This is a genomic window from Bordetella tumbae (assembly GCF_054780995.1).
On record NZ_BAAGVG010000016.1, the window covers coordinates 1 to 23,529 of the forward strand.

18 protein-coding genes, 1 tRNA gene and 1 pseudogene are annotated in these 23,529 nt (G+C 58.6%); 4 read left to right on the forward strand and 16 right to left on the reverse strand.

Annotated features, from left to right (window positions below; translation table 11 throughout):
• The 5 genes and pseudogenes from ACYVI2_RS14745 to ACYVI2_RS14765 form a co-directional block, all read right to left on the reverse strand.
• Window positions 1-68: pseudogene (locus tag ACYVI2_RS14745) on the reverse strand (GTP-binding protein); the annotation flags it as partial.
• 83 nt (window positions 69-151) lie between these two features.
• The gene (gene fusA, locus ACYVI2_RS14750) at window positions 152-2,254 is read right to left on the reverse strand and encodes an elongation factor G (protein WP_415821048.1); all 2,103 of its coding nucleotides are present in this window, start codon (window positions 2,252-2,254) and stop codon (window positions 152-154) included.
• A gap of 18 nt (window positions 2,255-2,272) precedes the next feature.
• Window positions 2,273-2,743 (reverse strand): 30S ribosomal protein S7, encoded by a 471-nt coding sequence (gene rpsG, locus ACYVI2_RS14755; protein ID WP_050450091.1) that lies wholly within the window; start codon window positions 2,741-2,743, stop codon window positions 2,273-2,275.
• Between the two features lie 180 nt (window positions 2,744-2,923).
• Complete coding sequence (gene rpsL, locus ACYVI2_RS14760) at window positions 2,924-3,301, reverse strand: 30S ribosomal protein S12 (RefSeq protein ID WP_025513351.1); 378 nt, start codon at window positions 3,299-3,301, stop codon at window positions 2,924-2,926.
• 570 nt (window positions 3,302-3,871) lie between these two features.
• Complete coding sequence (locus tag ACYVI2_RS14765; RefSeq protein ID WP_415821047.1) at window positions 3,872-4,603, reverse strand: response regulator transcription factor; 732 nt, start codon at window positions 4,601-4,603, stop codon at window positions 3,872-3,874.
• A 283-nt stretch (window positions 4,604-4,886) separates the two neighbouring features.
• On the opposite strand from ACYVI2_RS14765, the gene ACYVI2_RS14770 reads away from it, so the two are divergent.
• The 3 genes from ACYVI2_RS14770 (at window position 4,887) to ACYVI2_RS14780 (ending at window position 9,234) form a co-directional block, all read left to right on the forward strand.
• Window positions 4,887-5,603, forward strand: a complete 717-nt coding sequence (locus ACYVI2_RS14770; protein ID WP_415821046.1) for a response regulator transcription factor — start codon at window positions 4,887-4,889, stop codon at window positions 5,601-5,603.
• A 69-nt stretch (window positions 5,604-5,672) separates the two neighbouring features.
• Window positions 5,673-6,767 (forward strand): FecR family protein, encoded by a 1,095-nt coding sequence (locus ACYVI2_RS14775; protein WP_415821045.1) that lies wholly within the window; start codon window positions 5,673-5,675, stop codon window positions 6,765-6,767.
• 22 nt (window positions 6,768-6,789) lie between these two features.
• A complete protein-coding gene (locus tag ACYVI2_RS14780) occupies window positions 6,790-9,234 on the forward strand; it encodes a CHASE2 domain-containing protein (RefSeq protein WP_415821044.1) in 2,445 nt (814 codons plus the stop codon).
• Here the strand turns inward: ACYVI2_RS14780 and ACYVI2_RS14785 are convergent.
• The gene (locus ACYVI2_RS14785; protein WP_415821043.1) at window positions 9,215-10,498 is read right to left on the reverse strand and encodes a serine/threonine-protein kinase; all 1,284 of its coding nucleotides are present in this window, start codon (window positions 10,496-10,498) and stop codon (window positions 9,215-9,217) included. The two genes, ACYVI2_RS14780 and ACYVI2_RS14785, sit on opposite strands and share 20 nt — an antisense overlap.
• A gap of 265 nt (window positions 10,499-10,763) precedes the next feature.
• On the opposite strand from ACYVI2_RS14785, the gene ACYVI2_RS14790 reads away from it, so the two are divergent.
• Complete coding sequence (locus tag ACYVI2_RS14790; protein WP_415821042.1) at window positions 10,764-11,159, forward strand: TssQ family T6SS-associated lipoprotein; 396 nt, start codon at window positions 10,764-10,766, stop codon at window positions 11,157-11,159.
• A gap of 106 nt (window positions 11,160-11,265) precedes the next feature.
• Here ACYVI2_RS14790 and rpoC read toward each other — a convergent pair whose 3' ends face one another.
• The 10 genes from rpoC to ACYVI2_RS14840 form a co-directional block, all read right to left on the reverse strand.
• On the reverse strand, window positions 11,266-15,525 hold the full coding sequence (gene rpoC / locus ACYVI2_RS14795) for a DNA-directed RNA polymerase subunit beta' (RefSeq protein WP_415821041.1): 4,260 nt from the start codon (window positions 15,523-15,525) through the stop codon (window positions 11,266-11,268).
• Window positions 15,525-19,637, reverse strand: coding sequence for a DNA-directed RNA polymerase subunit beta (gene rpoB, locus ACYVI2_RS14800; RefSeq protein ID WP_415821040.1), 4,113 nt, complete (start codon window positions 19,635-19,637; stop codon window positions 15,525-15,527). The genes rpoC and rpoB overlap by 1 nt, the downstream gene beginning before the upstream one ends.
• Before the next feature lie 165 nt (window positions 19,638-19,802).
• Window positions 19,803-20,183 carry a 50S ribosomal protein L7/L12 gene (gene rplL, locus ACYVI2_RS14805; RefSeq protein ID WP_415821039.1) on the reverse strand — a complete coding sequence of 127 codons (381 nt, stop codon included), beginning with the start codon at window positions 20,181-20,183 and terminating at the stop codon, window positions 19,803-19,805.
• 76 nt (window positions 20,184-20,259) lie between these two features.
• Window positions 20,260-20,784 (reverse strand): 50S ribosomal protein L10, encoded by a 525-nt coding sequence (gene rplJ / locus ACYVI2_RS14810; RefSeq protein WP_415821038.1) that lies wholly within the window; start codon window positions 20,782-20,784, stop codon window positions 20,260-20,262.
• Between the two features lie 251 nt (window positions 20,785-21,035).
• Complete coding sequence (gene rplA, locus ACYVI2_RS14815) at window positions 21,036-21,731, reverse strand: 50S ribosomal protein L1 (protein WP_415821037.1); 696 nt, start codon at window positions 21,729-21,731, stop codon at window positions 21,036-21,038.
• A 2-nt stretch (window positions 21,732-21,733) separates the two neighbouring features.
• Complete coding sequence (gene rplK, locus ACYVI2_RS14820; protein ID WP_415821036.1) at window positions 21,734-22,165, reverse strand: 50S ribosomal protein L11; 432 nt, start codon at window positions 22,163-22,165, stop codon at window positions 21,734-21,736.
• Between the two features lie 63 nt (window positions 22,166-22,228).
• Window positions 22,229-22,762: a transcription termination/antitermination protein NusG gene (nusG, locus tag ACYVI2_RS14825; RefSeq protein WP_056571943.1), complete on the reverse strand. Its 534-nt coding sequence runs from the start codon at window positions 22,760-22,762 to the stop codon at window positions 22,229-22,231.
• 9 nt (window positions 22,763-22,771) lie between these two features.
• Window positions 22,772-23,152: a preprotein translocase subunit SecE gene (gene secE / locus ACYVI2_RS14830; protein ID WP_415821035.1), complete on the reverse strand. Its 381-nt coding sequence runs from the start codon at window positions 23,150-23,152 to the stop codon at window positions 22,772-22,774.
• A 112-nt stretch (window positions 23,153-23,264) separates the two neighbouring features.
• Window positions 23,265-23,340, reverse strand: a tRNA-Trp gene (locus ACYVI2_RS14835).
• Window positions 23,341-23,463: 123 nt separating this feature from the next.
• A partial coding sequence (locus ACYVI2_RS14840; RefSeq protein WP_199734358.1) for an EF-Tu C-terminal domain-related protein occupies window positions 23,464-23,529 on the reverse strand: 66 nt, incomplete at its 5' end.

Below are 23,529 nucleotides of genomic sequence, written 5' to 3' on the forward strand. Positions count from 1 at the left end.
TGGTCAACGTGACCAATCGTACCCACGTTCACGTGCGGCTTGGTACGTTCAAACTTGCCTTTTGCCATGATCTCTATCCTTTGACTTTCAAGGAAACTGGGATGATTGCCGCGCCTCGTGAGATAGTCGAGACGCGGCGACGGTATTTACTTTATTTTGCCCGAGCGGCGATGACTTCGTCAGCGACGTTCTTGGGGGCTTCGGAGTAATGCTTGAATTCCATGGTGTACGTGGCACGGCCTTGCGTCAACGAACGCAAGTTCGTGGCGTAACCGAACATCTCGGCCAGAGGAACCTCTGCCTTGATGGTCTTGCCACCGCCAACCATGTCGTCCATGCCTTGGACCATGCCGCGACGCGAGGACAGATCGCCCATCACCGTACCGGCGTAGTCTTCCGGGGTCTCGACTTCAACGGCCATCATGGGCTCGAGCAGGACCGGGCTGGCCTTGCGCATGCCTTCCTTGAATGCCATCGAGCCGGCCATCTTGAACGCGTTTTCGTTCGAGTCAACATCGTGGTACGAACCGAAGAACAACGTAGCCTTCACGTCCACAACCGGATAGCCGGCCAGAATACCCGAAGGCAGCGTTTCCTGGATACCCTTGTCGACTGCCGGGATGTATTCGCGAGGAACCACACCACCCTTGATGGCGTCGACGAACTCGTAACCACCGCCAGGAGGCAGGGGCTCGAGCTTGAGCACCACGTGACCGTACTGACCGCGACCGCCCGACTGCTTGACGAACTTGCCTTCGACTTCGTCGCAGGTCTTGCGGATGGTTTCGCGGTAGGCCACTTGAGGCTTGCCGACGTTGGCTTCTACGCCGAATTCGCGCTTCATGCGGTCGACCAGAATTTCCAAGTGCAGTTCGCCCATACCGGAAATAATGGTTTGGCCGGATTCTTCGTCGCTGCGCACGCGGAACGACGGGTCTTCCTGGGCCAGGCGCGACAGGGCCAAGCCCATCTTTTCCTGGTCAGCCTTCGACTTGGGCTCAACAGCCTGCGAAATCACGGGCTCGGGGAATTCCATGCGCTCGAGCAGAATGTGGGAATCCACATCGCACAGCGTTTCGCCCGTGGTCACGTCTTTCAGACCCACCACAGCGGCGATGTCGCCCGCCAGAACTTCCTTGATTTCTTCGCGGTTGTTAGCGTGCATCTGCAGCAGACGACCGACGCGCTCTTTCTTGCCCTTGATGGGGTTGTAAACGGTGTCGCCCGACTTCAGGACGCCCGAATACACACGCACGAAGGTCAACTGACCCACGAACGGATCGCTCATCAGCTTGAATGCCAGCGCCGACAGCTTTTCGCCGTCATCAGCCTTACGCGAAACGGCATTGCCTTCGTCGTCCTGCCCATCGACCGGCGGAATGTCGATCGGGGAAGGCAGGTAGTCGATAACAGCGTCCAACATACGTTGCACGCCCTTGTTCTTGAAGGCGGTGCCGCACAGCATGGGCTGGATTTCGCCAGCGATGGTGCGTTGACGAATGGCGGTGTTGATTTCGGCTTCGTCGAGCGTGCCCGATTCGAGGTACTTGTTCATCAGTTCCTCGGTGGACTCAGCTGCGGCTTCCACCAGCTTTTCACGCCATTCATTGGCGGCGCCCTCGAGCTCAGCAGGAATGTCGACGTAGTCGAACTTCGTGCCTTGGCTGGCTTCGTCCCACACGATGGCTTTCATCTTGACCAGATCGATGACGCCCTTAAAGGTGTCTTCGGCACCGATTGGGATCACGATAGGCACAGGATTGGCACGCAGACGCGTCTTCAGTTGGTCGTAGACCTTGAAGAAGTTGGCGCCGGTACGGTCCATCTTGTTGACGAAGGCCAGACGGGGCACACCGTACTTGTTGGCTTGACGCCACACGGTTTCGGACTGCGGCTGCACGCCACCCACGGCGCAGTACACCATGCAGGCACCGTCGAGCACGCGCATGGAACGTTCGACCTCAATGGTGAAGTCCACGTGTCCCGGGGTGTCGATGATGTTGATGCGGTGCTCGGGGTAGTTGCCGGCCATGCCGCGCCAAAACGCCGTCGTAGCAGCGGACGTAATGGTGATACCACGCTCTTGTTCTTGCTCCATCCAGTCCATGGTGGCTGCGCCATCATGCACTTCGCCAATTTTGTGGTTGACGCCGGTATAGAACAGGATACGTTCAGTCGTGGTGGTTTTCCCTGCATCGATGTGCGCAGAGATACCAATGTTGCGATAGCGCTCGATCGGGGTTTTGCGGGCCATGGTGGGTTAGTCCTTAAATTACCAGCGGAAATGGCTGAAGGCCTTGTTGGCCTCGGCCATCTTGTGCGTGTCTTCGCGTTTCTTCATTGCGGCGCCGCGGCCTTCCGCAGCGTCGATCAGTTCGCCAGCCAAACGCAGATCCATCGATTTTTCGCCGCGCTTCTTGGCGGCCTCACGCAGCCAACGCATAGCCAAAGCCAGGCGGCGCACGGGGCGCACTTCAACCGGCACTTGGTAGTTGGCACCGCCCACGCGGCGGCTCTTGACTTCGACGATCGGCTTGATGTTGTTGATCGCCAGGCTGAAAACCTCGATAGGCTCTTTGCCGGTCTTGGTTTGAACTTGCTCGAGGGCACCATAGACGATGCGCTCGGCGACGGCCTTCTTGCCGTCCAGCATGACGACGTTCATGAACTTGGCGAGCTCGACGCTACCGAACTTGGGATCGGGCAGAATCTCGCGCTTGGGTACTTCGCGACGACGGGGCATGTTGCTTCCTTGTGTCTATTCAGTTGAACCGAGTCTTGTGACACGGCCATGGCCACCCAATAAGGCGACCCCTTACGTGCCGCGCACCTTCCTGATGTAGAGGCTGGCGCGGTTGCACTATTTTTGGTGGCGCTTGCGCGCGACCGGGGTACTGCTGAAACTACGGTGAATAAGGCTTTATCAGGCCTTTTTCGGGCGCTTGGCGCCGTACTTCGAGCGAGACTGCTTGCGGTCTTTAACGCCTTGCAGGTCGAGCGAACCACGGACGATGTGGTAACGCACACCCGGAAGATCCTTTACACGACCGCCACGCACCAGAACCACCGAGTGTTCCTGCAGGTTGTGGCCTTCACCGCCGATGTACGAAATGACTTCGTAACCGTTGGTCAGGCGAACCTTTGCGACTTTACGCAAAGCGGAGTTCGGCTTCTTGGGGGTGGTGGTGTACACGCGAGTGCACACGCCGCGGCGTTGCGGGCAGTTTTCGAGCGCGGGGCTCTTGCTCTTGATGATGCTGACTTCGCGCGGCTTGCGCACGAGCTGGCTAATGGTAGGCATGACCTTTGAAATCCCTTTTACGTACCACTGGTAAGTACTTGAAGTACTCGTGTCTCTGGCGGATCGCCCCTATCAGGGTCGGCTCACCAGTGAGAGGCAGTTCACGCAAAACCGCCTCAAACGTTTCTTACGTAAAAGAGCGGGTCTTGCAGACAAAACGCACAAAGGCCACCAGTCGTGGAATTGGCAAACCTTTATACGCGAATAAAGCAGTAAGCTCGTCAGCATAACCCAGAAGATGGCCTATGTCAAAGACTCCTGTGTGTCGACATGGAGCCCGATGAACGGCACGCCAAATTTACCGGCGACCATGCGACGAATTGATGACAGTTCGCGCTTACGGAGGTTTTATCGCCGGGCCGTCCCAAGATAAAAACGCCCCTCGGGGGGCAGCAAGCCGAAGGCGCAGCGTGGGGGCTTTTTTTGTTGCCGGGCCGCCCCAAAACAAAAACGCCCCCTCGGGGGGCAGCAAGCCGAAGGCGCAGCGTGGGGGCATTATTCGTCGGCCGGCGGCCCTAGAGGGCTCTAGGGGTGGGCTCGGACACGAGACCGCCAAGCAAGTACCGGTTGTTATTGATCAGCAAACAGATAACCGCTGCCATAGACGGTACGAATCGGCAGAATGACGCCTGCCAGCTCGGCTTTGCGCCGCAAGCGGCTGACGATGACGTCGATACTGCGGGAACCACCGGCTCGAGCCGTGCCGCTGCCAGCGCCATCGAGGTGCTTGTTCAACTCGGCCCGGGCGACTGCCTGCCCGGTCGCCTCCAGCAACGTGCGAACGATATGACGCTCGTTGGCGGACAACGAAATGGAGACGCCCGACGGCGCCATCAACGTCCAGTTTTGATCGCGCAGTTCCCAGCTCCCGGGGGGATTGTTGTTGTTTGTCCCCGTCGGTTCGGTCGCGTTGTCCATCGCCGCTTGATCGCGGCCGGGCAGGCGGCGACCAAGCGCCATCAGGACGCCGACGAGCTCGCGCACGTCAAACGGAGACGGCAAACACGCATCTGCACCACTTTGCAGGCAGCGCAGACGGCTTTCCACCTGGAGATTGGCCCCCAACACCACAACGCCCAGCGTTGAGGAAGTGCGCAAACGCGACACCAGGGCGTACCCGATCTCATCGAGCTCGCCAATGTCTAGGACGGCTGCGTCGTATCCCCCGCCGCCCAATTGGCCGAATAACTCGAGGGGCGTAGCGCAGCCGTGGGCGGCAATACCCGCTTGTTGCATTGCCGCAACTGATTTCCCGCAGGCAATCGAGTCGGGCATCATGATTAGGACTTTCAACTGCTTCATAGAGAACATTTTCAGGCCTACCCCGGAACTCGTGCCCCCGCAGCGGCCTGCACGCATTGATAAGAACGTCGACAGTGTGGCGCCTTATTGCACAAAACCGTAGTCAAGATTCGTCAAGTTTGCGGTACTTAACATTCTCGCTGCATTCACGCTAGCCGAAATTAGAGCAATAGTGTATCCCGCGGTATCATTCACGCTGTACGTGGGTTTATACGTACTTGGAGCGGCAATGCCCAACCGCAGAAATTAACGCAGCCAAGGGCGCTCTCAACTCGAATTCATTATGCAGATTGCCTCGCTGGAAGACGACCTGGACCAGGCCCGGCATATTCAGCAGGTTCTTGTTTCTGCTGGGTATACCTGCCATAGCTATCAGAACGGCCGCGACTTGCTGGCCGCCCTGCGTAGCCAATCCTTCGACCTTATCTTGCTCGATTGGCAAGTCCCGGACATTGCCGGCGACGAGGTTCTGAGGCATATACGCGCCACATTGGGCATGCAGGTACCCGTGATTTTCGTCACCAGCCGCACACTCGAAGAAGATCTAGTCCAAGGCTTGCAAGCCGGCGCCGACGACTATGTGGTTAAACCGCTACGTCCGGCCGAGTTGCTGGCGCGCGTAGGGGCGTTGTTACGACGCAGTCAGGCCGCCCTGCCTGTACCTGGACCGTTTTCGGTCGCGGCTTATCGTATCGATCCAACGACCCGTTCGATTTCGCTGCACGATCAATCGGTCACTCTGGCCCCGAAAGAATTCGAATTGGCGCAGTTGTTTTTCCGGAATGTGGGGCGGCTATTGTCACGCGATGTGCTTGCCGAAAGCGTGTGGAACCGCGAAATTCCTGCTACATCCCGGACGTTGGACACCCATTTGTCGAACATACGCCAAAAATTGCGGCTGCATCCCGAAAATGGGGTCCGATTGGTATCGTCATATGCGCTGGGTTATCGCCTTGAGTTGATTGACAGTAATACGAGCGCGCCCCCGGCTGCCAACTAAAGTCCGACGGGCCGCGCATCACTTCAACAGTGACAAGTATTGCCTGTCTTTCACCGGAGAACTTTCCAAATGATATGGCGCTTTATCCGCCTGCTTGCCACATGGAACGCGCTAGCGATCAGCCCATTGGCCCTGGCGCAGCCCGCGGGCGCGCTTGGCGATGATTTTGTCTATCACATCCGGTCTGGTGATACGTTGATTGACTTGGCCAATCTCTACACGCGCAACAGTGCGAACTGGACGATACTGCAACGCCACAACGCGGTCGGCGATCCACAGCGCCTGGTGATAGGTTCGGAGTTGCGGATTCCTTTTGCATTGATTCCCGAAATCCCGGCACCGACGACGGCAATGCACGTCAGTGGCCAGGCACAGGTCGACGGCGTTCCCTTGCGCGCAGGAATGTCCATCAACGAAGGCGCCACGGTAACAACGGCCTCCGACGGGTTTGTTACCTTGCAGCTATCGGATGGCACCAAAATCACCCTGCCGAGAGGGAGCGCGACGCAATTGGAACGTCTGCGCCAGTTCGAAGGAGCTGCGCTGACCGACTCGATCTTGCACGTCGAGCAAGGCGAAGTCGATTCACATGTTGCGCCGTCGGGCCAAGGGGTGGGACGATTCGAGATCCGCACGCCCGTTGCTGTCATGGGCGTGCGAGGCACTCGTTTTCGCGTACAAACAGCAAACCAGGGCGCGCGCAGCGAGGTTCTGGAAGGTAGCGTACGCGTAAAGACGTCGTCTGCTTCGAGTCAGCCCGTCGCTCTGTCCTCTGGCTATGGTGCGGCCATTGGCGCCAATGGCGCCCTCAATGTCCAGCCGCTCTTGCCCGCTCCCCAGCTTGGCCCCGCGCAACGCGCAGGTTCTGGCCAATGGACGTCTCCCTTTTCTCCGGTGCCTGGCGCCGTCGCATATCTGGTACAAGTCTCTCGTGACCCGGAAGGTCTGGAATTAACGTCGTCGAAGCAATTCGATAGCGTCGATATCCGCTTTGCTGCGCGCCGTCCGGGTACTCACTACGTAGCCGTGCGCGCGGTCGACGCAGCGGGGCTGGGGGGACGTGATGCTTACCTGGCATTTGAAGGCGCCAATGCGCTCATGTCTGCCTCGGACCTGCCGATCATGCTCAGTGACGGTGGTGTGGTCACACTGACCGACTATTGACCACCTGAGCGCCGCTCGAACCATGCCGATCAATACAGCATATGCCCGGCTCGAGCGCTCATACTTACGCCTGTTGCTCGGCATCTCATTAGTCGCGTTTACGGCGTTGCTGGGCTGGCTCAATGGGTTGGGCCGGCTCGATCAGTTGATCTACGACCGCGCGATTTCTCTGATCAATCGCCCTGCCCCTACCGATGTATTGATCGTCACGATTGACGACAGTGCCATCAGTACTTTGGGGCGCTGGCCTTGGCCGCGCTCCTTACACGCGATGTTGCTGGAGCGTCTGCAAACTGCGCGCGCAGTGGGTTTGGATATCGTGTTTTCCGAATCCAATGTGCAGCGCACGGAAGACGATCGCCTGTTGGTCAATGCCGTCCAGCGGCATGGGCGTGTTGTATTGCCTATCGTCCTGGACAACCTCGACCGTCCTACGCGCGCGGAGCTTCCCCTGGCGTCGCTTGCCCAGGCTGCTGCCGGCTTGGGTTATATCAATGTCGATCCCGACGATGACGGTGTACTCAGGCGCACCACATGGGCGCGCAACACCGGAAATCTGCCATGGCGTCAGTTTGCGCTGACCATGTTAGAGGTGGGTGGAGAGGCTGCGCAGGTACACCGTTTCTTGCAGCAATTACCGACCGACGCCACGACCTTGATTCCTTATGCAGGTCCGCCAGGACATTTTCAATCTGTGTCGTACCTGGCGGTATTGCGCGGAGAGGTTCCAGCAGAAGCAATCAAGGACAAGTACGTCATTGTCGGGGCCTGGGCGACAGGGTTGGGCGATGTATTTCCTTCGCCGGTATCGCACAACACCAGCGGCATACAGGGCGTGGAAGTGATCGCCAACCTGGTTCAGGCGGCTCGGCAAGGTTCCATATTGGTACCTGCCCAAACTTGGCAAACAGCCCTTGCCGGCGCTATTCCAGTATTACTGCTGTGCCTGGCATTACCCCGACTGTCGCCTCGTCAGGCCATTCTATGCAGTGCTGCCTTGCTGGGCGCGATTCTGGTCAGCACGATCCTCATCCTGTCTGTGTGGAACATATGGGTTCCACCTACGGCAGCACTGCTCGGCGTCGCCCTCAGCTATCCGACATGGAGCTGGCGCAGTCAGGAGGCCGCGCTGCGCTATATGAGCCGGGAAATGAAACGGCTGCGCGTCGAATATCCTCCTGTACTCGACGAAACGACTCATTCGTCTGAGCACCGTATCGGACGGTCCCTGGATCATCACGTCCATGAGCTCGACCGTACGCTGACTCACGTACGTAACTTGCGCCGTTTTGTCGCGGACGGCCTGGACGGCATGCCCGACGCTACGATGGTGATCGACAAGAAAGGCCGGTTGCAATATAGGAACCGCCCCGCAGACATGTATTTTCTGCAGCTTGGGATCCGGCTGCCCCGTATCGGACAGACTATCGCTCCAGCCCTCGAGCAGGCTTTTACCGCTCCAGCAACGCGCCAATCCGTACGCCAGGCATTACAGGCTCCGGCTGACAGCGATCACGCGCCTGACGCAACGAAGGAGCACGAAAACGCGTCCACCCGCACCAGCATCGAAGTCCGAGATCGCGCGGACCATGATCTGTTGATCCGCTGCGCCCCCATCCGCACGGCGCAAGGAGCTTATGCCGGTATGGTAGTGACGCTGAGCGACATCAGCATCATGCGCCAGGCAGAACGCCAGCGTGAGGAAACCCTGCGATTTATCTCGCACGATATGCGAGCTCCTCAAAACTCTATCTTGGCGCTCGTTGAGCTCTCAACCAAGCAACACCTGAGCGGATCCGATGCAGTTGATTCTCGCTGCGCGACGACAGAGCAGGCTGCGGACCAAACGACGCATGACAGCCAGCAAAGTACGGCGGATCATCCACATGACCAAACGCTGTCTCGCATTGCCCATCTAGCCAACCGTACACTGGGACTGGTGGATGACTTTATTCAGCTTAACCGTGCCGAATCCATGAGCATCGCTCGCGATAGACTGGATCTTGCCGCCATGCTGCACGAGATCGCCGATGATTTCTGGGCTGCCGCGCAAGCCCGTGCCATGACCGTGGAGGTACAGTCGTCTGTGCCTGTCGCATTGGCGTATGGTGACGCGCCACTCATCATGCGCGCGTTGAGTAATCTGCTGGACAACGCCATCAAATATAGTGCGGACGCAAGCACGATCCACGTAACCCTTTCGCTAGATGAGGACACGTGGGCCATGGACATCCAGGATACGGGTCCGGGCATCGCGGCCGAGGATCAAGTGCACTTATTTGAACCTTTTTTCCGCACGAAAACGGTACAAGACTCCAACACCGAAGGTTCGGGACTAGGCTTGGCCTTTGTTCATGCTGTTGCACAGCGCCACGGCGGCAGTGTTTCTCTGCATAGCGAAGTGGGCATAGGCTCTCGGTTTACGTTCCGACTGCCAGTCGGGACCGTCAGCGAAACAGATGCGTGATCACCGCGGGCTTGCCTGCGGTCACGACAAGTGTGGTGTTATAGGGTGGCTGTGCACTATTGCGTACAGTCACGGCGTATTTACCCGGACGCAACATGACGGTCTTCAGGGGCGGGGTGACGCCACGCGATACACCGTCGATCACGATCTCTCCCCATGGCCGTACATTAATGCTCACACGCACGGGAGGCGGTAAAGCAGGCGCCTTGCGTTCGGGTTTTACTGCAGCCTCCACTGACTCGGACGGTGCGACAGACTCCGTCGCATTTGTATTGGATTCGTCGCCGCTAGCCACAGCAGACTGCAGCCAGGGCAGTGGCGTCAAGTCAGGGGGACGCACTATCTGCAAGCGGGATTCTGCACCGGACGGCTCGGACACAAGGACGCGCCCGCCGCTTTCAATCGACTGCTCTCGAGAAGCTGAAGGCGGTTTTGCCGCAGACGGCGACGTTGTCTTCGCATCGAGACCATCTACCGCCAGCTCCGAGTGAGTGATGACCGGGTCTGGTCCGCCGGCCAGGCGTCCCCACCAATACACGGCCACACCCAACGTGGCGATACCCAGTAACACCGCCCGAGCCACGGCACGCAATGAAGGCCCGCGCGCAGATCCATTCGGGCTCGCCTGATCGGAGGGCTGCACCGGAGCGGCAGCTTCTGACATGGGCTCGGATGGCGGCACCAACCGGGGCAAGGCCAAGAGCTCGGCATAGGAGTGCATGGTCTGCGGCCGGTCGGCCGGATTGATTGCCAACCCGGCATCGATGGCCTGCAGAAAAGTGTCTGAGTACTTGCTGATTCCCAACGTCTGCAGCGGTTGGTGCGTATCAACCACGCGGCGCTCGGCTGCCGGCGGTGGCTGTTGCCCTGCCACCAATGAATAGGCGACAGCGCTCAGGGCGTAGATATCTGTCCAGGGCCCCCGCGGCCAATCGGCAGATTCGGTATATAGCTCAAACGGAGCGTAGCCGGGCGTCAGTGTCCGCGGCCGCGGCGTGGGTCCCGTATCTGCCGAGAGCGCCATCAAGTGCGCCCGGCCCGATTCGTCCAACCCCACTGAATGAACAGAAATGTCTCCGCAAATTCGGCCTGCCCGGTGCAATGCTTCGAGTTCGGGAATGAGCTCGGCAATGATGCGTTGAATACGCCCTTGGGGAACCCCGCCCGCAATCGTTGCCGCGATCGCGCTCAGCGGTCGATGTGCAAGTGGCGCGGCGCCGGCAAATGGGCCGCGCGGTGTCGAAAAACCCGCAGAGGAAAGCATGGAAAGCACTAAACGAGAAAGACGATCTTGTATAACAACATGTCGTTGCTAACCTGTACCTGCCCGCATATAACGCGGCGAGCGTATGGTGTTACGTTTTATAACGCCAATTATCAGATAAAAGCACTTTTTGTGCATGACAGCATGCGCTATTAACGCATACAGCGGATATTATCCGAGCATCCTCCCAGGTACCATTTCATAATCGATACGCCCGGAACAGGATGTGACGTTCCTTTTATCACCGGCATAGGCTTAATTGCTCATGAAGACTCGTGCTTTCTTGCCCATTTCGCTCTGCGTCCTGGCCCTTCTTGGCGGTTGCGCCGGGATGGGCAAGCTCAGCGAAGGCCCGCCTTCGCAAGCCGCTCAAGATGCATTAGAGCAGGTTCAACAACAGTACTCCGCAGGCCAATATGGCACCGTCATCCGTACCGTAGCGACTTCTGACGATATTGCGACGGCACCTAAATCCCTACGCATCGAAGCCTATAAATTACAGGCCTTCAGCTATTGCGTACGTAATTATGCCCAGCTTTGCGAAGAAACTTTCGTACGAATTTTGCAAATAGATTCAGATTTTACGCTGGCTCCGAACGAAGCCGGCCATCCGCAATGGGGTCCCGTCTTTACGTCAGCCCAAGCCCGGTTTAGTAAGTAATCTAACCGCGTAAAAACAAAACGGCCGCTGAATATTCAGCGGCCGTTTTACTTGGGTGCCGGCAGGCTACTTAACCTGCCGGCACTCACTGACACCAAATTCGCCGTTAGACGGCAGAATTCTCGTCACCAGCACCTGACTGCGGAGCATCGGAAGCATCGCCCGACGCACCCACCTCAGCGGCAACCGGCGCATCCTCGAAGGGGTTCGCCTGTTGCCGTGCGGCTTCGCGCTCGGCAGCTTCGAGAGCTTCCTTGTCCTTGCGGGCAATGTGGTAAGCCAGACCGGTACCTGCAGGGATCAGACGGCCAACGATGACGTTTTCCTTCAGACCGCGCAGATCGTCGCGCTTGCCCATGATGGCGGCTTCGGTCAGGACACGCGTGGTTTCCTGGAACGATGCAGCCGAAATGAACGAATCCGTCGACAGCGAAGCCTTGGTGATACCCAACAGCACGTTGTCATACGAAGCCGGACGCTTGTCTTCGGCGGTGACGCGATCATTCTCGTTCAACAACTCGGAGCGCTCGACTTGCTCGCCCGGGATGAACTCGGTGTCGCCGGCATCGACGATGTTCACACGGCGCAGCATCTGACGAACAATCACTTCGATGTGCTTGTCGTTGATCTTCACGCCCTGCAGACGGTAAACGTCCTGGACTTCGTCGACGATGTAGGTCGCCAGCTTTTCGATACCCTGCAGACGCAGGATGTCGTGCGGATCGGCCGGACCGTCAACGATCATTTCGCCCTTGTTCACCACCTGGCCATCGTGCACCAGCACCTGTTTTTCCTTGGGAATCAGGAACTCATGGCTGACGCCTTCCAGATCGGTAATGACCAGACGCTGCTTGCCCTTGGTGTCTTTACCGAACGACACGGTACCCGTGACATCGGCCAACATACCGGCATCCTTGGGTGAGCGGGCTTCGAAGAGCTCGGCCACACGCGGCAGACCGCCGGTAATGTCGCGAGTCTTTTGCGATTCCTGCGGAATACGCGCCAGCACCTCACCCACGGCAACCTGCTGACCGTCACGCACGGTGATCAGCGCGCCCACCGGGAACGAAATGTTCACCGAGTGATCGGTACCCGCGATCTTGACGTCTTCGCCATTGTCGTTGACCAGTTTGATCTGCGGACGCATGACGACTTTGCCGCCGCGCGTCTTGGGCGTGATCACAACCAGCGTGGACAGACCGGTGATTTCGTCGACCTGCTTGGCAACGGTAACGCCTTCTTCGATGTTCTCGAAGCGCACAGCGCCGCCGTACTCGGACACGATCGGACGCGTCAGCGGATCCCACGTCGCCAGACGGGTACCTGCCTTGACGGCTTCGCCATCACCGACCAATACGGTTGCACCGTACGGGATCTTGTGACGTTCGCGCTCGCGACCGTTGTCGTCGTAAATCGCCAATTCGCCCGACCGCGAGATCGCCACACGCTCGCCCTTGGCGTTGGTGACGTAACGCATGGTGCTGGCAAAACCGACCTTACCGTTGGACTTGGTTTCCACGGCGCTGGCCAGGGCCGAACGCGATGCCGCACCACCGATGTGGAACGTACGCATCGTGAGCTGCGTGCCCGGTTCACCGATGGACTGAGCAGCGATAACACCGACTGCCTCGCCCACGTTGACGTGCGAACCACGGCCCAGATCGCGGCCGTAGCAGTGCGCGCACAGACCGTGACGCGTTTCGCAGGTCAGCGGCGTACGGACTTTGACTTCGTCCACACCGATACGATCTATCAGATCGACCAGGTCTTCGTCCAGCAGCGTGCCCGCAGCGATCGCGGTTTCCTGCGTGTCAGGATTGACCACGTCAATCGCGGCAACACGGCCCAGGATACGATCGCGCAACGGTTCGATGACTTCACCGCCCTCGACCAACGCCTTCATGGAGTAGCCTTGGCTGGTGCCGCAATCGTCTTCGGTGATCACCAGATCTTGCGTGACGTCGACCAGACGGCGAGTCAGGTAACCCGAGTTTGCCGTCTTCAGTGCGGTATCGGCCAAGCCTTTACGTGCACCGTGAGTCGAGATGAAGTACTGCAGAACGTTCAGACCTTCGCGGAAGTTCGCAGTAATCGGCGTTTCGATAATCGAACCGTCCGGCTTGGCCATCAGGCCGCGCATCCCTGCCAACTGACGAATCTGGGCTGCGGAACCGCGGGCGCCCGAGTCGGCCATCATGTAGATCGAGTTGAAGGATTCCTGGCGGACTTCTTCGCCGTGACGGTTGGTCACGGGTTCGGTAGCCAGTTGCTCCATCATCGCCTTGCCGACCTTGTCGCTGGCCTTGCCCCAGATGTCCACCACGTTGTTGTAGCGTTCTTGGGACGTGACCAGACCCGACGAGTACTGCTTGTCGATTTCTTTGACTTCGCGGCTGGCTTCGGCCAGGATGCCTTCCTTGGCCTTCGGGATCAGCATGTCGCCCATGGCGATGGAAATACCACCGCGCGTGGCCAGGCGGAAACCCGATTGCATCAGCTTGTCGGCAAAGATCACCGTGTCGCGCAGGCCGCAACGGCGGAACGACTGGTTGATCAGACGCGAGATTTCTTTCTTCTTCAGTGCCTTGTTCAGCACCGTGAAGGGCAGGCCCTTGGGCAGGATCTCCGACAACAGCGCGCGGCCGACCGTCGTTTCGTGACGGCGCAGCACCGGTTGGAATTGGCCTTGGTCGTCACGTTCGTGTTCGACCAGGCGCACCGTGATACGCGTCTGCAATTCGACTTCGCCGTTATCGTAGGCACGTTGGACTTCGGCCACGTCGGTAAAGAAGATGCCTTCGCCCTTGCCGTTGATACGCTCGCGAGTCGTGTAATACAGACCCAACACGATATCCTGCGACGGCACGATCGACGGTTCGCCGTTGGCCGGGAACAGCACGTTGTTCGAAGCCAGCATCAGCGTACGCGCTTCGAGCTGGGCTTCCAGCGACAGCGGCACGTGAACAGCCATCTGGTCACCGTCGAAGTCAGCGTTGAACGCCGCGCAAACCAACGGGTGCAGTTGGATGGCTTTACCTTCGATCAGCACGGGCTCGAACGCCTGGATACCCAAACGGTGCAGCGTGGGCGCACGGTTGAGCATGACCGGGTGTTCGCGAATGACTTCTTCGAGGATGTCCCACACCACGGGCTCTTGGCTTTCGACCAATTTCTTGGCAGCCTTGATGGTCGTGGCCAGACCCATCATCTCCAGACGATTGAAGATGAAGGGCTTGAACAGCTCCAAGGCCATCAGCTTGGGCAGACCGCATTGATGCAGCTTGAGCTGCGGACCCACCACGATGACCGAACGGCCCGAGTAGTCGACGCGCTTACCCAACAGGTTTTGACGGAAACGACCGCTCTTACCCTTGATCATGTCGGCCAGCGACTTCAGCTGGCGCTTGTTGGCGCCCGTCATGGCCTTGCCGCGACGGCCGTTATCGAGCAACGAGTCGACGGCCTCTTGCAACATGCGCTTTTCGTTGCGCAGGATGATTTCCGGGGCCTTCAACTCGAGCAGACGCTTCAGACGGTTGTTGCGGTTGATGACACGGCGGTACAGATCGTTCAGATCCGAGGTCGCGAAACGGCCACCGTCCAGCGGCACCAGCGGACGCAGATCCGGCGGCAGCACCGGCAAGACTTCCATGACCATCCATTCGGCTTTGATGCCGGACTTCTGGAAGCCCTCGAGGACTTTCAGACGCTTGGAGATCTTTTTGATCTTGGCTTCGGAACTGGTGGCCTTCAGTTCGCCGCGCAGCGTTTCGACTTCGCGATCGATATCGATGGTGCGCAGCAATTCGCGCACGGCTTCCGCACCCATCAGGGCGCTGAAGTCGTCACCGTATTCTTCGGTCTTGGCCAGGAAGTCATCGTCCGACATGATCTGGCCGCGCTTGAGCGGCGTCATGCCAGGTTCGATCACGCACCAGGCTTCGAAGTACAGCACGCGCTCGATGTCGCGCAACGTCATGTCGAGCACCATACCCAGGCGCGACGGCAGGCTCTTCAGGAACCAGATGTGCGCAACCGGGCTGGCCAGCTCGATGTGACCCATGCGCTCACGGCGCACTTTGGCCACGGTGACTTCGACGCCGCACTTTTCGCAGATAACGCCGCGATGCTTCAGACGCTTGTACTTGCCGCACAAGCATTCGTAGTCTTTGATCGGGCCAAAGATCTTCGAGCAGAACAGGCCATCGCGCTCAGGCTTGAACGTACGATAGTTGATCGTTTCGGGCTTACGGACTTCACCGTAAGACCACGAACGGATTTTCTCGGGCGACGCGATGCCGATCTTGATGGCATCAAACTGCTCGTCTTGCGAGACTTGCTTGAATAGGTCGAGTAGCGCTTTCATTAGTTACGCTCCAAATCCATGTCCAGGGCCAACGAGCGGATTTCCTTGACCAGCACGTTGAACGATTCCGGCATACCGGCATCGATGACGTGGTCGCCCTTGACAATGTTTTCGTATACCTTGGTGCGGCCCGTGATGTCGTCGGACTTCACCGTCAGCATTTCTTGCAGGGTGTAGGCGGCGCCGTAGGCTTCCAGCGCCCACACTTCCATTTCCCCGAAACGCTGGCCACCGAACTGCGCCTTACCACCCAGCGGCTGCTGAGTCACCAGCGAGTACGGACCGGTCGAACGCGCGTGCATCTTGTCGTCGACCAAGTGGTGCAGCTTCAGGTAGTGCATGTAGCCCACAGTCACCGGACGCTCGAATTGCTCGCCGGTACGGCCGTCAACCAGCCATGCCTGAGTACGAGAATCCGTCAGCTTCATGCGCTTGGCAACGTCATCGGGGTACGCCAATTCCAGCATCGTGGTGATTTCTTCTTCGGTCGCACCGTCGAACACCGGCGTTGCGAACGGCACGCCGTTCTTGAGGTTGCGCGCCAACTCCATGACTTCGTCATCGGTCAGGGTGTCGATGTGTGCGCTGGTACCGGTGGTGTTGTACACCTTGTCCAGATACTGACGCACGTTCTGCACCTGAGCCGTACGCTCGTCACGCAGCATGTCGGCAATGCGATGGCCCACACCCTTGGCAGCCCAGCCCAAGTGAACTTCGAGCACCTGCCCGACGTTCATCCGGGACGGCACGCCCAGCGGGTTCAGCACGATGTCGGCAGGCGTACCGTCGGCCATGTGCGGCATGTCTTCGACCGGGGTGATACGCGAGACCACACCCTTGTTACCGTGACGGCCGGCCATCTTGTCGCCAGGCTGCAGACGACGCTTGACGGCCAGGTAGACCTTGATCATCTTGAGCACGCCCGGGGGCAATTCGTCGCCTTGCGTGAGCTTCTTGCGCTTTTCTTCGAAAGCCAGATCGAATTGATGGCGCTTTTGCTCGAGCGATTCCTTGGCTTGCTCCAGCACGACAGCGTGGGGCTCATCGGCCAGACGGATGTCGAACCATTGCCAACGGTCCAGATCAGCCAAGTATTCCTTGGTAATGGCGGCGCCCTTGGCGAGCTTGCGCGGACCGCCGTTGACGGTCTTGCCGATCAACAGCTTTTCGATACGATCGAACTGGTCGTTTTCAACGATGCGCAGCTGGTCGTTCAGGTCTTGGCGATAACGGCGCAATTCATCATCGATGATGGACTGGGCGCGCTTGTCGCGCACGATGCCTTCACGCGTAAACACCTGGACGTCGATCACCGTGCCGACCATGCCCGAGGGCACGCGCAGCGAGGTGTCTTTCACGTCGGACGCTTTTTCACCAAAGATGGCGCGCAGCAGTTTTTCTTCCGGCGTCAGTTGGGTCTCGCCCTTGGGCGTGACTTTACCGACCAGCACGTCATCGGCCGTGACTTCGGCGCCGATATAAACGATGCCGGAATCATCCAGGCGATTCAACTGGGTTTCGGCCAGGTTGCTGATGTCGCGGGTGATTTCCTCAGGTCCGAGCTTCGTGTCACGAGCAACAACCGTCAGTTCTTCGATGTGAACCGAGGTGTAGCGATCATCTGCCACGACCTTTTCGGAGATCAAGATCGAGTCTTCGAAGTTGTAGCCGTTCCAGGGCATGAACGCGATCAGCATGTTCTGACCCAGAGCCAATTCGCCCAGGTCGGTCGATGCGCCGTCGGCCAGCACGTCACCCTTGGCAACCTTGTCGCCGCGAGCCACGATAGGACGCTGGTTGATATTGGTGTTCTGGTTGGAACGGGTGTACTTGATCAGGTTGTAGATGTCGACACCGACTTCGCCAACGACGTTTTCGTCGTCGTTGACGCGAATCACGACACGCTCGGCGTCAACGTGGTCGACCACACCGCCACGCAGGGCCTGCACGGTCGTGCCCGAGTCGACAGCCACCGTACGCTCGATCCCGGTACCCACCACGGGTTTTTCGGGACGCAAGCAAGGCACGGCCTGACGTTGCATGTTGGCGCCCATCAATGCACGGTTGGCGTCATCGTGTTCCAGGAACGGAATCAGCGATGCAGCGACCGACACGATCTGCGACGGCGCAACGTCCATGTAGTGCACGTTGGCGGGAGCCGTCAACATGGTTTCACCGGCTTCGCGGCAAGCCACCAGATCGTCGATAAAGCGGCCTTCGTCGTCGAGCGCGGCGTTAGCCTGCGCGATCACGTAGTTGCTTTCTTCGATCGCGGACAGGTAGTCGATCTGGTCGCTGACCTTGCCGTCGATGATCTTGCGATAAGGCGTTTCCAGGAAGCCGTACTCGTTCAGACGAGCGTACAGCGCCATGGAGTTGATCAGACCGATGTTCGGGCCTTCCGGCGTTTCGATCGGGCACACACGGCCATAGTGCGTGGGGTGCACGTCACGGACTTCGAAGCCCGCGCGTTCGCGCGTCAGACCGCCCGGGCCCAGAGCGGAAACACGACGCTTGTGCGTGATTTCCGACAAGGGGTTGGTCTGATCCATGAACTGCGACAGCTGGCTGGAACCGAAGAACTCCTTGATGGCGGCCGAGATCGGCTTGGAGTTGATCAGGTCGTGCGGCATCAGGTTTTCGGTCTCGGCCTGGCCCAGACGTTCCTTGACGGCACGCTCGACACGCACCAGACCGGCGCGGAATTGGTTTTCGGCCAATTCGCCGACGCAACGCACACGGCGGTTGCCCAAGTGATCGATGTCATCGATCTGGCCACGGCCGTTACGCAGCTCGACCAACACCTTGATGGTTTCAAGAATGTCTTCGTTGGTCAGCGTCATGGGACCGGTGATGTCCTCGCCACGGCCCAGACGGCTGTTGACCTTCATGCGGCCAACGCGCGACAGATCGTAGGTTTCTTCGCTGTAGAACAGACGCTGGAACAAGGCCTCGACGGCGTCCTCGGTGGGAGGTTCGCCAGGACGCATCATGCGATAGATCGCCACACGCGCGGCCATCTGGTCGGCGGTTTCGTCGGTACGCAGCGTTTGCGAGATGTACGGACCACGATCCAGGTCGTTGGTGTACAGCGCCTGGAAATCCAGGACATTGGCCGCACGCAATGCGCTCAGCACGCTTTCGGTGATCTCGTCGTTGGCATGTGCCACGACCTCACCGGTATCGGCGTCGACGATGTTCTTGGCCAGCACGCGGCCATACAGGAATTCTTCGGGCACGGAAATGCGCTGGATGCCGGCGGCAGCCATGTCGCGCAAATGCTTGGCGTTGATGCGCTTGTCTTTTTCGACGATCACGGTGCCGTCACGGCTCGTGATATCGAAGCGCGCCATTTCGCCTTTCCAACGCTCGGGCACGAACTCAATCATGCCGCCTTCGCTCTTCAACTCGAAATTGTCAAAGTCGAAGAAGTGCGCCAGGATCGATTCCGGCGTCATGCCGATGGCCTTGAGCAGAATCGTCACGGGCATCTTGCGGCGACGGTCGACACGGAAGAACAAGACGTCCTTCGGATCGAATTCGAAGTCGAGCCACGAACCGCGGTAAGGAATCACGCGGGCCGAGAACAGCAATTTGCCGGAGCTGTGTGTCTTGCCGCGATCATGCTCGAAGAACACGCCGGGCGAACGGTGCAGCTGCGAAACGATGACACGCTCGGTGCCGTTGATGACGAAAGAACCCGTGCCCGTCATGAGCGGAATTTCGCCCATGTAGACTTCTTGTTCTTTGACTTCTTTTATGGTTGGCTTGCTGACTTCGCGATCCAGCAGCACCAGGCGTACCTTGGCACGCAATGGTGAAGCATAGGTCAGACCGCGCTGTTGGCATTCCTTGACGTCGAACACCGGCTCGCCGAGCACGTAGCTGACGAATTCCAAGCGCGCCATTCCGTTATGGCTGACAATCGGGAAAATCGACGAAAACGCCGCCTGCAGACCGTCGCTGTCGCGCTCGGATGGAACGGTGTCCGCCTGCAGGAAAGTTAGGTAGGATTGAAGCTGAGTCGCCAGCAGAAAAGGAACGTTTTGAACGTCTTCACGCTTAGCGAAGCTTTTGCGGATGCGCTTTTTTTCGGTGTACGAGTAAGGCATGAGCACTCCGACTCGAGGGGTTGCATGGGCCGTCAACCACGGCCCCAGGTGATACGACTCCAGAAAACCCCTCTGTAAAGGGCACCCTGCCAGCAGGGGTTTCCTGGAAACGCAAAAGCCCGGGGACGGCAAACTGCGCTGTCCCCGGGCAGTTGACGCAAGGTTTTACTTGACTTCGACCTTGGCGCCAGCTTCTTCCAGCTTCTTCTTGGCGGCTTCGGCGTCAGCCTTGGCAACGCCTTCCTTGACGGGCTTCGGAGCGCCGTCGACCAGGTCTTTGGCTTCCTTCAGACCCAGGCCGGTCAATTCACGGACGGCCTTGATGACGCTCACCTTGTTGGCGCCGGCTTCAGTCAGCACAACGGTGAATTCGGTTTGCTCTTCAGCAGCGGCAGCAGCGCCACCAGCAGCGGGAGCAGCCACAGCCACAGCGGCGGCAGCAGCCGACACGCCAAACTTCTCTTCCATTTCCTTGATCAGCTCGGACAGTTCGAGCACGGTCATGCCAGCGATGGCGTCAAGGATTTCAGCTTTGTTAAGTGCCATTTTTCAGAACTCCAAAATTGGATAAATGCCAGGTTGGTTGTCGCTCGGTCGTTCAGCGAGTTCCGTAAGGGGAGGCTTACGCCGCCGCCTTTTGATCGCGCACAGCGGCGAGGCCACGGGCGAACTTGGTCGGAACTTCGTTGAGCGTACGCACGAATTGCGCGATCGGGGCTTGCATGGTGCCCAGCAGTTTCGAGAGCAACTCTTCGCGCGAAGGCATGGTGGCCAAAGCCTTCACGCCTTCTTGGTTCAGCAAGTTGTTGGGCAATGCGCCCGCCTTGATGACCAGCTTGTCGTTGCTTTTCGCGAAACCAGCGAGGACCTTGGCCGCCGATACCGGATCTTCGCTGATGCCATAGATCAGCGGACCGGTCAGCTGTTCGGACAACGGCTCGAAAGCCGTGCCGGTAACAGCACGACGGGCCAGCGTGTTTTTCAGAACACGCAGGTAAACGCCCGATTCACGCGCAGTTTTGCGCAGTACGGTGACAGAGGCGACGTCCAGACCACGATACTCGGCGATAACAATCGATTGGGCCTTGGCAACAGCGGCCGAGACTTCCTCGATTACTACCGCTTTCTCTTGACGATTGAGACTCACGGTTTGAACACTCCATCAAAAGACGCCTGGGGCCTTATGGCCTTACGCGTCAACCGAATGCGGCGCCTGGTTGAGTTCTTCGGGTAAAGAAATCTTCCGGGGGACGCCGTCTACGCTGGATCCAGACTCGTTAGCTCTGGGATTAAGCGGGACATCGACGGTACAACTGTCGTGCCCTGCTCCAGCGGTCTTTGACAGCAGCATCCAGCAAAATGCCGGATGCGGCCCAAAGTACGTTATGCCAGCAGCGATTAGGCTGCGAGCGAAGCTACTTCTACGCGAGCACCGCCGCCCATGGTGGACGAAACGGCAACTTTACGCAGATAAATACCCTTGGCGGCAGCGGGGCGAGCCTTTTGCAGGGCGTCGACCAGAGCGGCCAAGTTGGTTTGCAACTGTTCCACGCCAAACGAGGCGCGGCCAATGGTGGCATGAATGATGCCAGCCTTGTCGGTGCGGTACTGAACCTGACCGGCCTTGGCGTTTTTCACGGCGGTGGCGACATCAGGCGTCACGGTGCCGACCTTGGGGTTGGGCATCAAGCCACGGGGACCCAGGACTTGGCCCAGGGCGCCCACGACACGCATCGTGTCGGGCGAAGCGATGACCACGTCGAAATCGATCTGGCCACCTTTGATGCGCTCGGCCAGGTCGTCCAGGCCAACGATGTCAGCGCCAGCAGCGCGGGCGGCTTCGGCCTTGTCGCCTTGGGCGAACACGGCGACGCGCACGGACTTGCCGGTGCCAGCGGGCAATACCACCGAACCACGTACCAATTGGTCCGATTTTTTGGGGTCAATACCCAACTGAACAGCCACGTCGATGGACTCATCGAACTTGGCAGTAGCAGTTTCCTTGACCAGGGTCAGGGCTTCGCTGACGGGGTACAACTTGGTGCGATCGATCTTTTGAGCGATGGCAGCGGCGCGTTTGGACAGTTTTGCCATGATTAGACCCCTTCAACCGTGATGCCCATGCTGCGGGCGCTACCAGCGATCGTGCGAACGCGGGCATCCAGGTCGGCCGCGGTCAGATCGGGTTCTTTGGTCTTGGCGATTTCTTCAGCTTGGGCGCGCGTCAGCGTACCGACCTTGTCGGTATGCGGTTTGGCCGAGCCCTTTTGAACGCCAGCAGCCTTCTTGATGAGGACCGTCGCAGGCGGGGTCTTCATGATGAAGGTGAAGCTCTTGTCGGCGAAAGCGGTGATCACCACCGGAATCGGCAGACCGGGCTCCATGCCTTGGGTCTTGGCGTTGAACGCCTTGCAGAATTCCATGATGTTCAGGCCGCGCTGACCCAGAGCCGGGCCAATCGGGGGGGAGGGGTTAGCCTTACCAGCCGGGACTTGCAGCTTGATAAAGCCGACGATCTTCTTCGCCATGCTTTGCTCCTTACGGGTTCAAACGCCTGCCACCATTGGCGACGGGCTCCCCGGGGTTAAAAATCAGGTCTTTTCGACCTGGCTGAAATCGAGTTCGACAGGTGTCGCGCGGCCGAAAATAGTGACGGACACACGGACCTTGCTCTTTTCGTAGTTGACTTCTTCGACGTTGCCGTTGAAGTCCGCAAACGGACCTTCTTTCACGCGAACCATCTCGCCAACCTCGAACAGGATCTTGGGGCGGGGTTTCTCGACGCCCTCTTCCATCTGGGAGAGGATCTTTTCGACTTCTTTTTCAGAAATCGGCGTGGGACGATTGCCCGAGCCACCCAAAAACCCGGTGACGCGGTTGGTGTTCTTCACCAAGTGCCAGGTTTCGTCAGTGAGGTCCATCTCGACCAGGACATAGCCCGGGAAAATGCGACGCTCGGTGATCGATTTCTGACCACCTTTGACTTCGACGACTTCTTCCGAAGGCACCAAGATACGACCAAACGACGTCTGCAAAGCCGCGCGCTCAATGCGCTCGTTCAGGGCTTTGTGGACGCTTTTTTCCATGCCTGAATACACATGGACGACATACCAGCGCTTACTCATTTGGCGTCCTTATTTCCAGCCCAGCAATAGGCCGTAGAGTATCCATTCGATGCCCTTGTCGAGCACCCACATCAACAAGCCCATCACCGCGACAAAGGCAAACACGATGCCTGTCATCTGGGTGGTTTCCTTGCGCGAAGGCCAGGTAACCCGTTTGGCTTCGTTGAATGACTCGCTGGCGAAACTGAGGGTGCGGCGACCAGGTTCACTGAACCAGGTGATCACAGCGGCGATCACCAATCCCCCGACAAATACGCCGATACGGGCGACCATAGGCTGTGCACTCAGCACCGAGAAGCCCACGATGCCAGCAATGATAACGAGAACAGCCAACCCAAGCTTGATGCGGTCGGCGGTACTGGTTACGGTTTCTACGCTGGTATTAGACATTTTGCGACGCGAGCCGGCCGTAATGCGCGACTGGCGGTGATCTCCCGGCGGATTTAAGAGCGAGCGGGGTTAAAACAAACAGGGCCAAGTTGGTCACGAATGACTGCAAACGTGGCAGGGGCAGTAGGAATCGAACCTACAACCTTCGGTTTTGGAGACCGACGCTCTGCCAATTGAGCTATACCCCTATACTCTTGCGAGTGATGCATGGCAACCTGCGGAACCATACATAGTACTACTTTTTTGACAAACATGGGAAGCGGGCCCAAAAGGGCCAGCTTCCCGGTACCAACTACTACGTACTGCGGGCCTTAGGCGATGATCTTGGCGACGACGCCAGCGCCGACGGTACGGCCGCCTTCACGGATAGCGAAGCG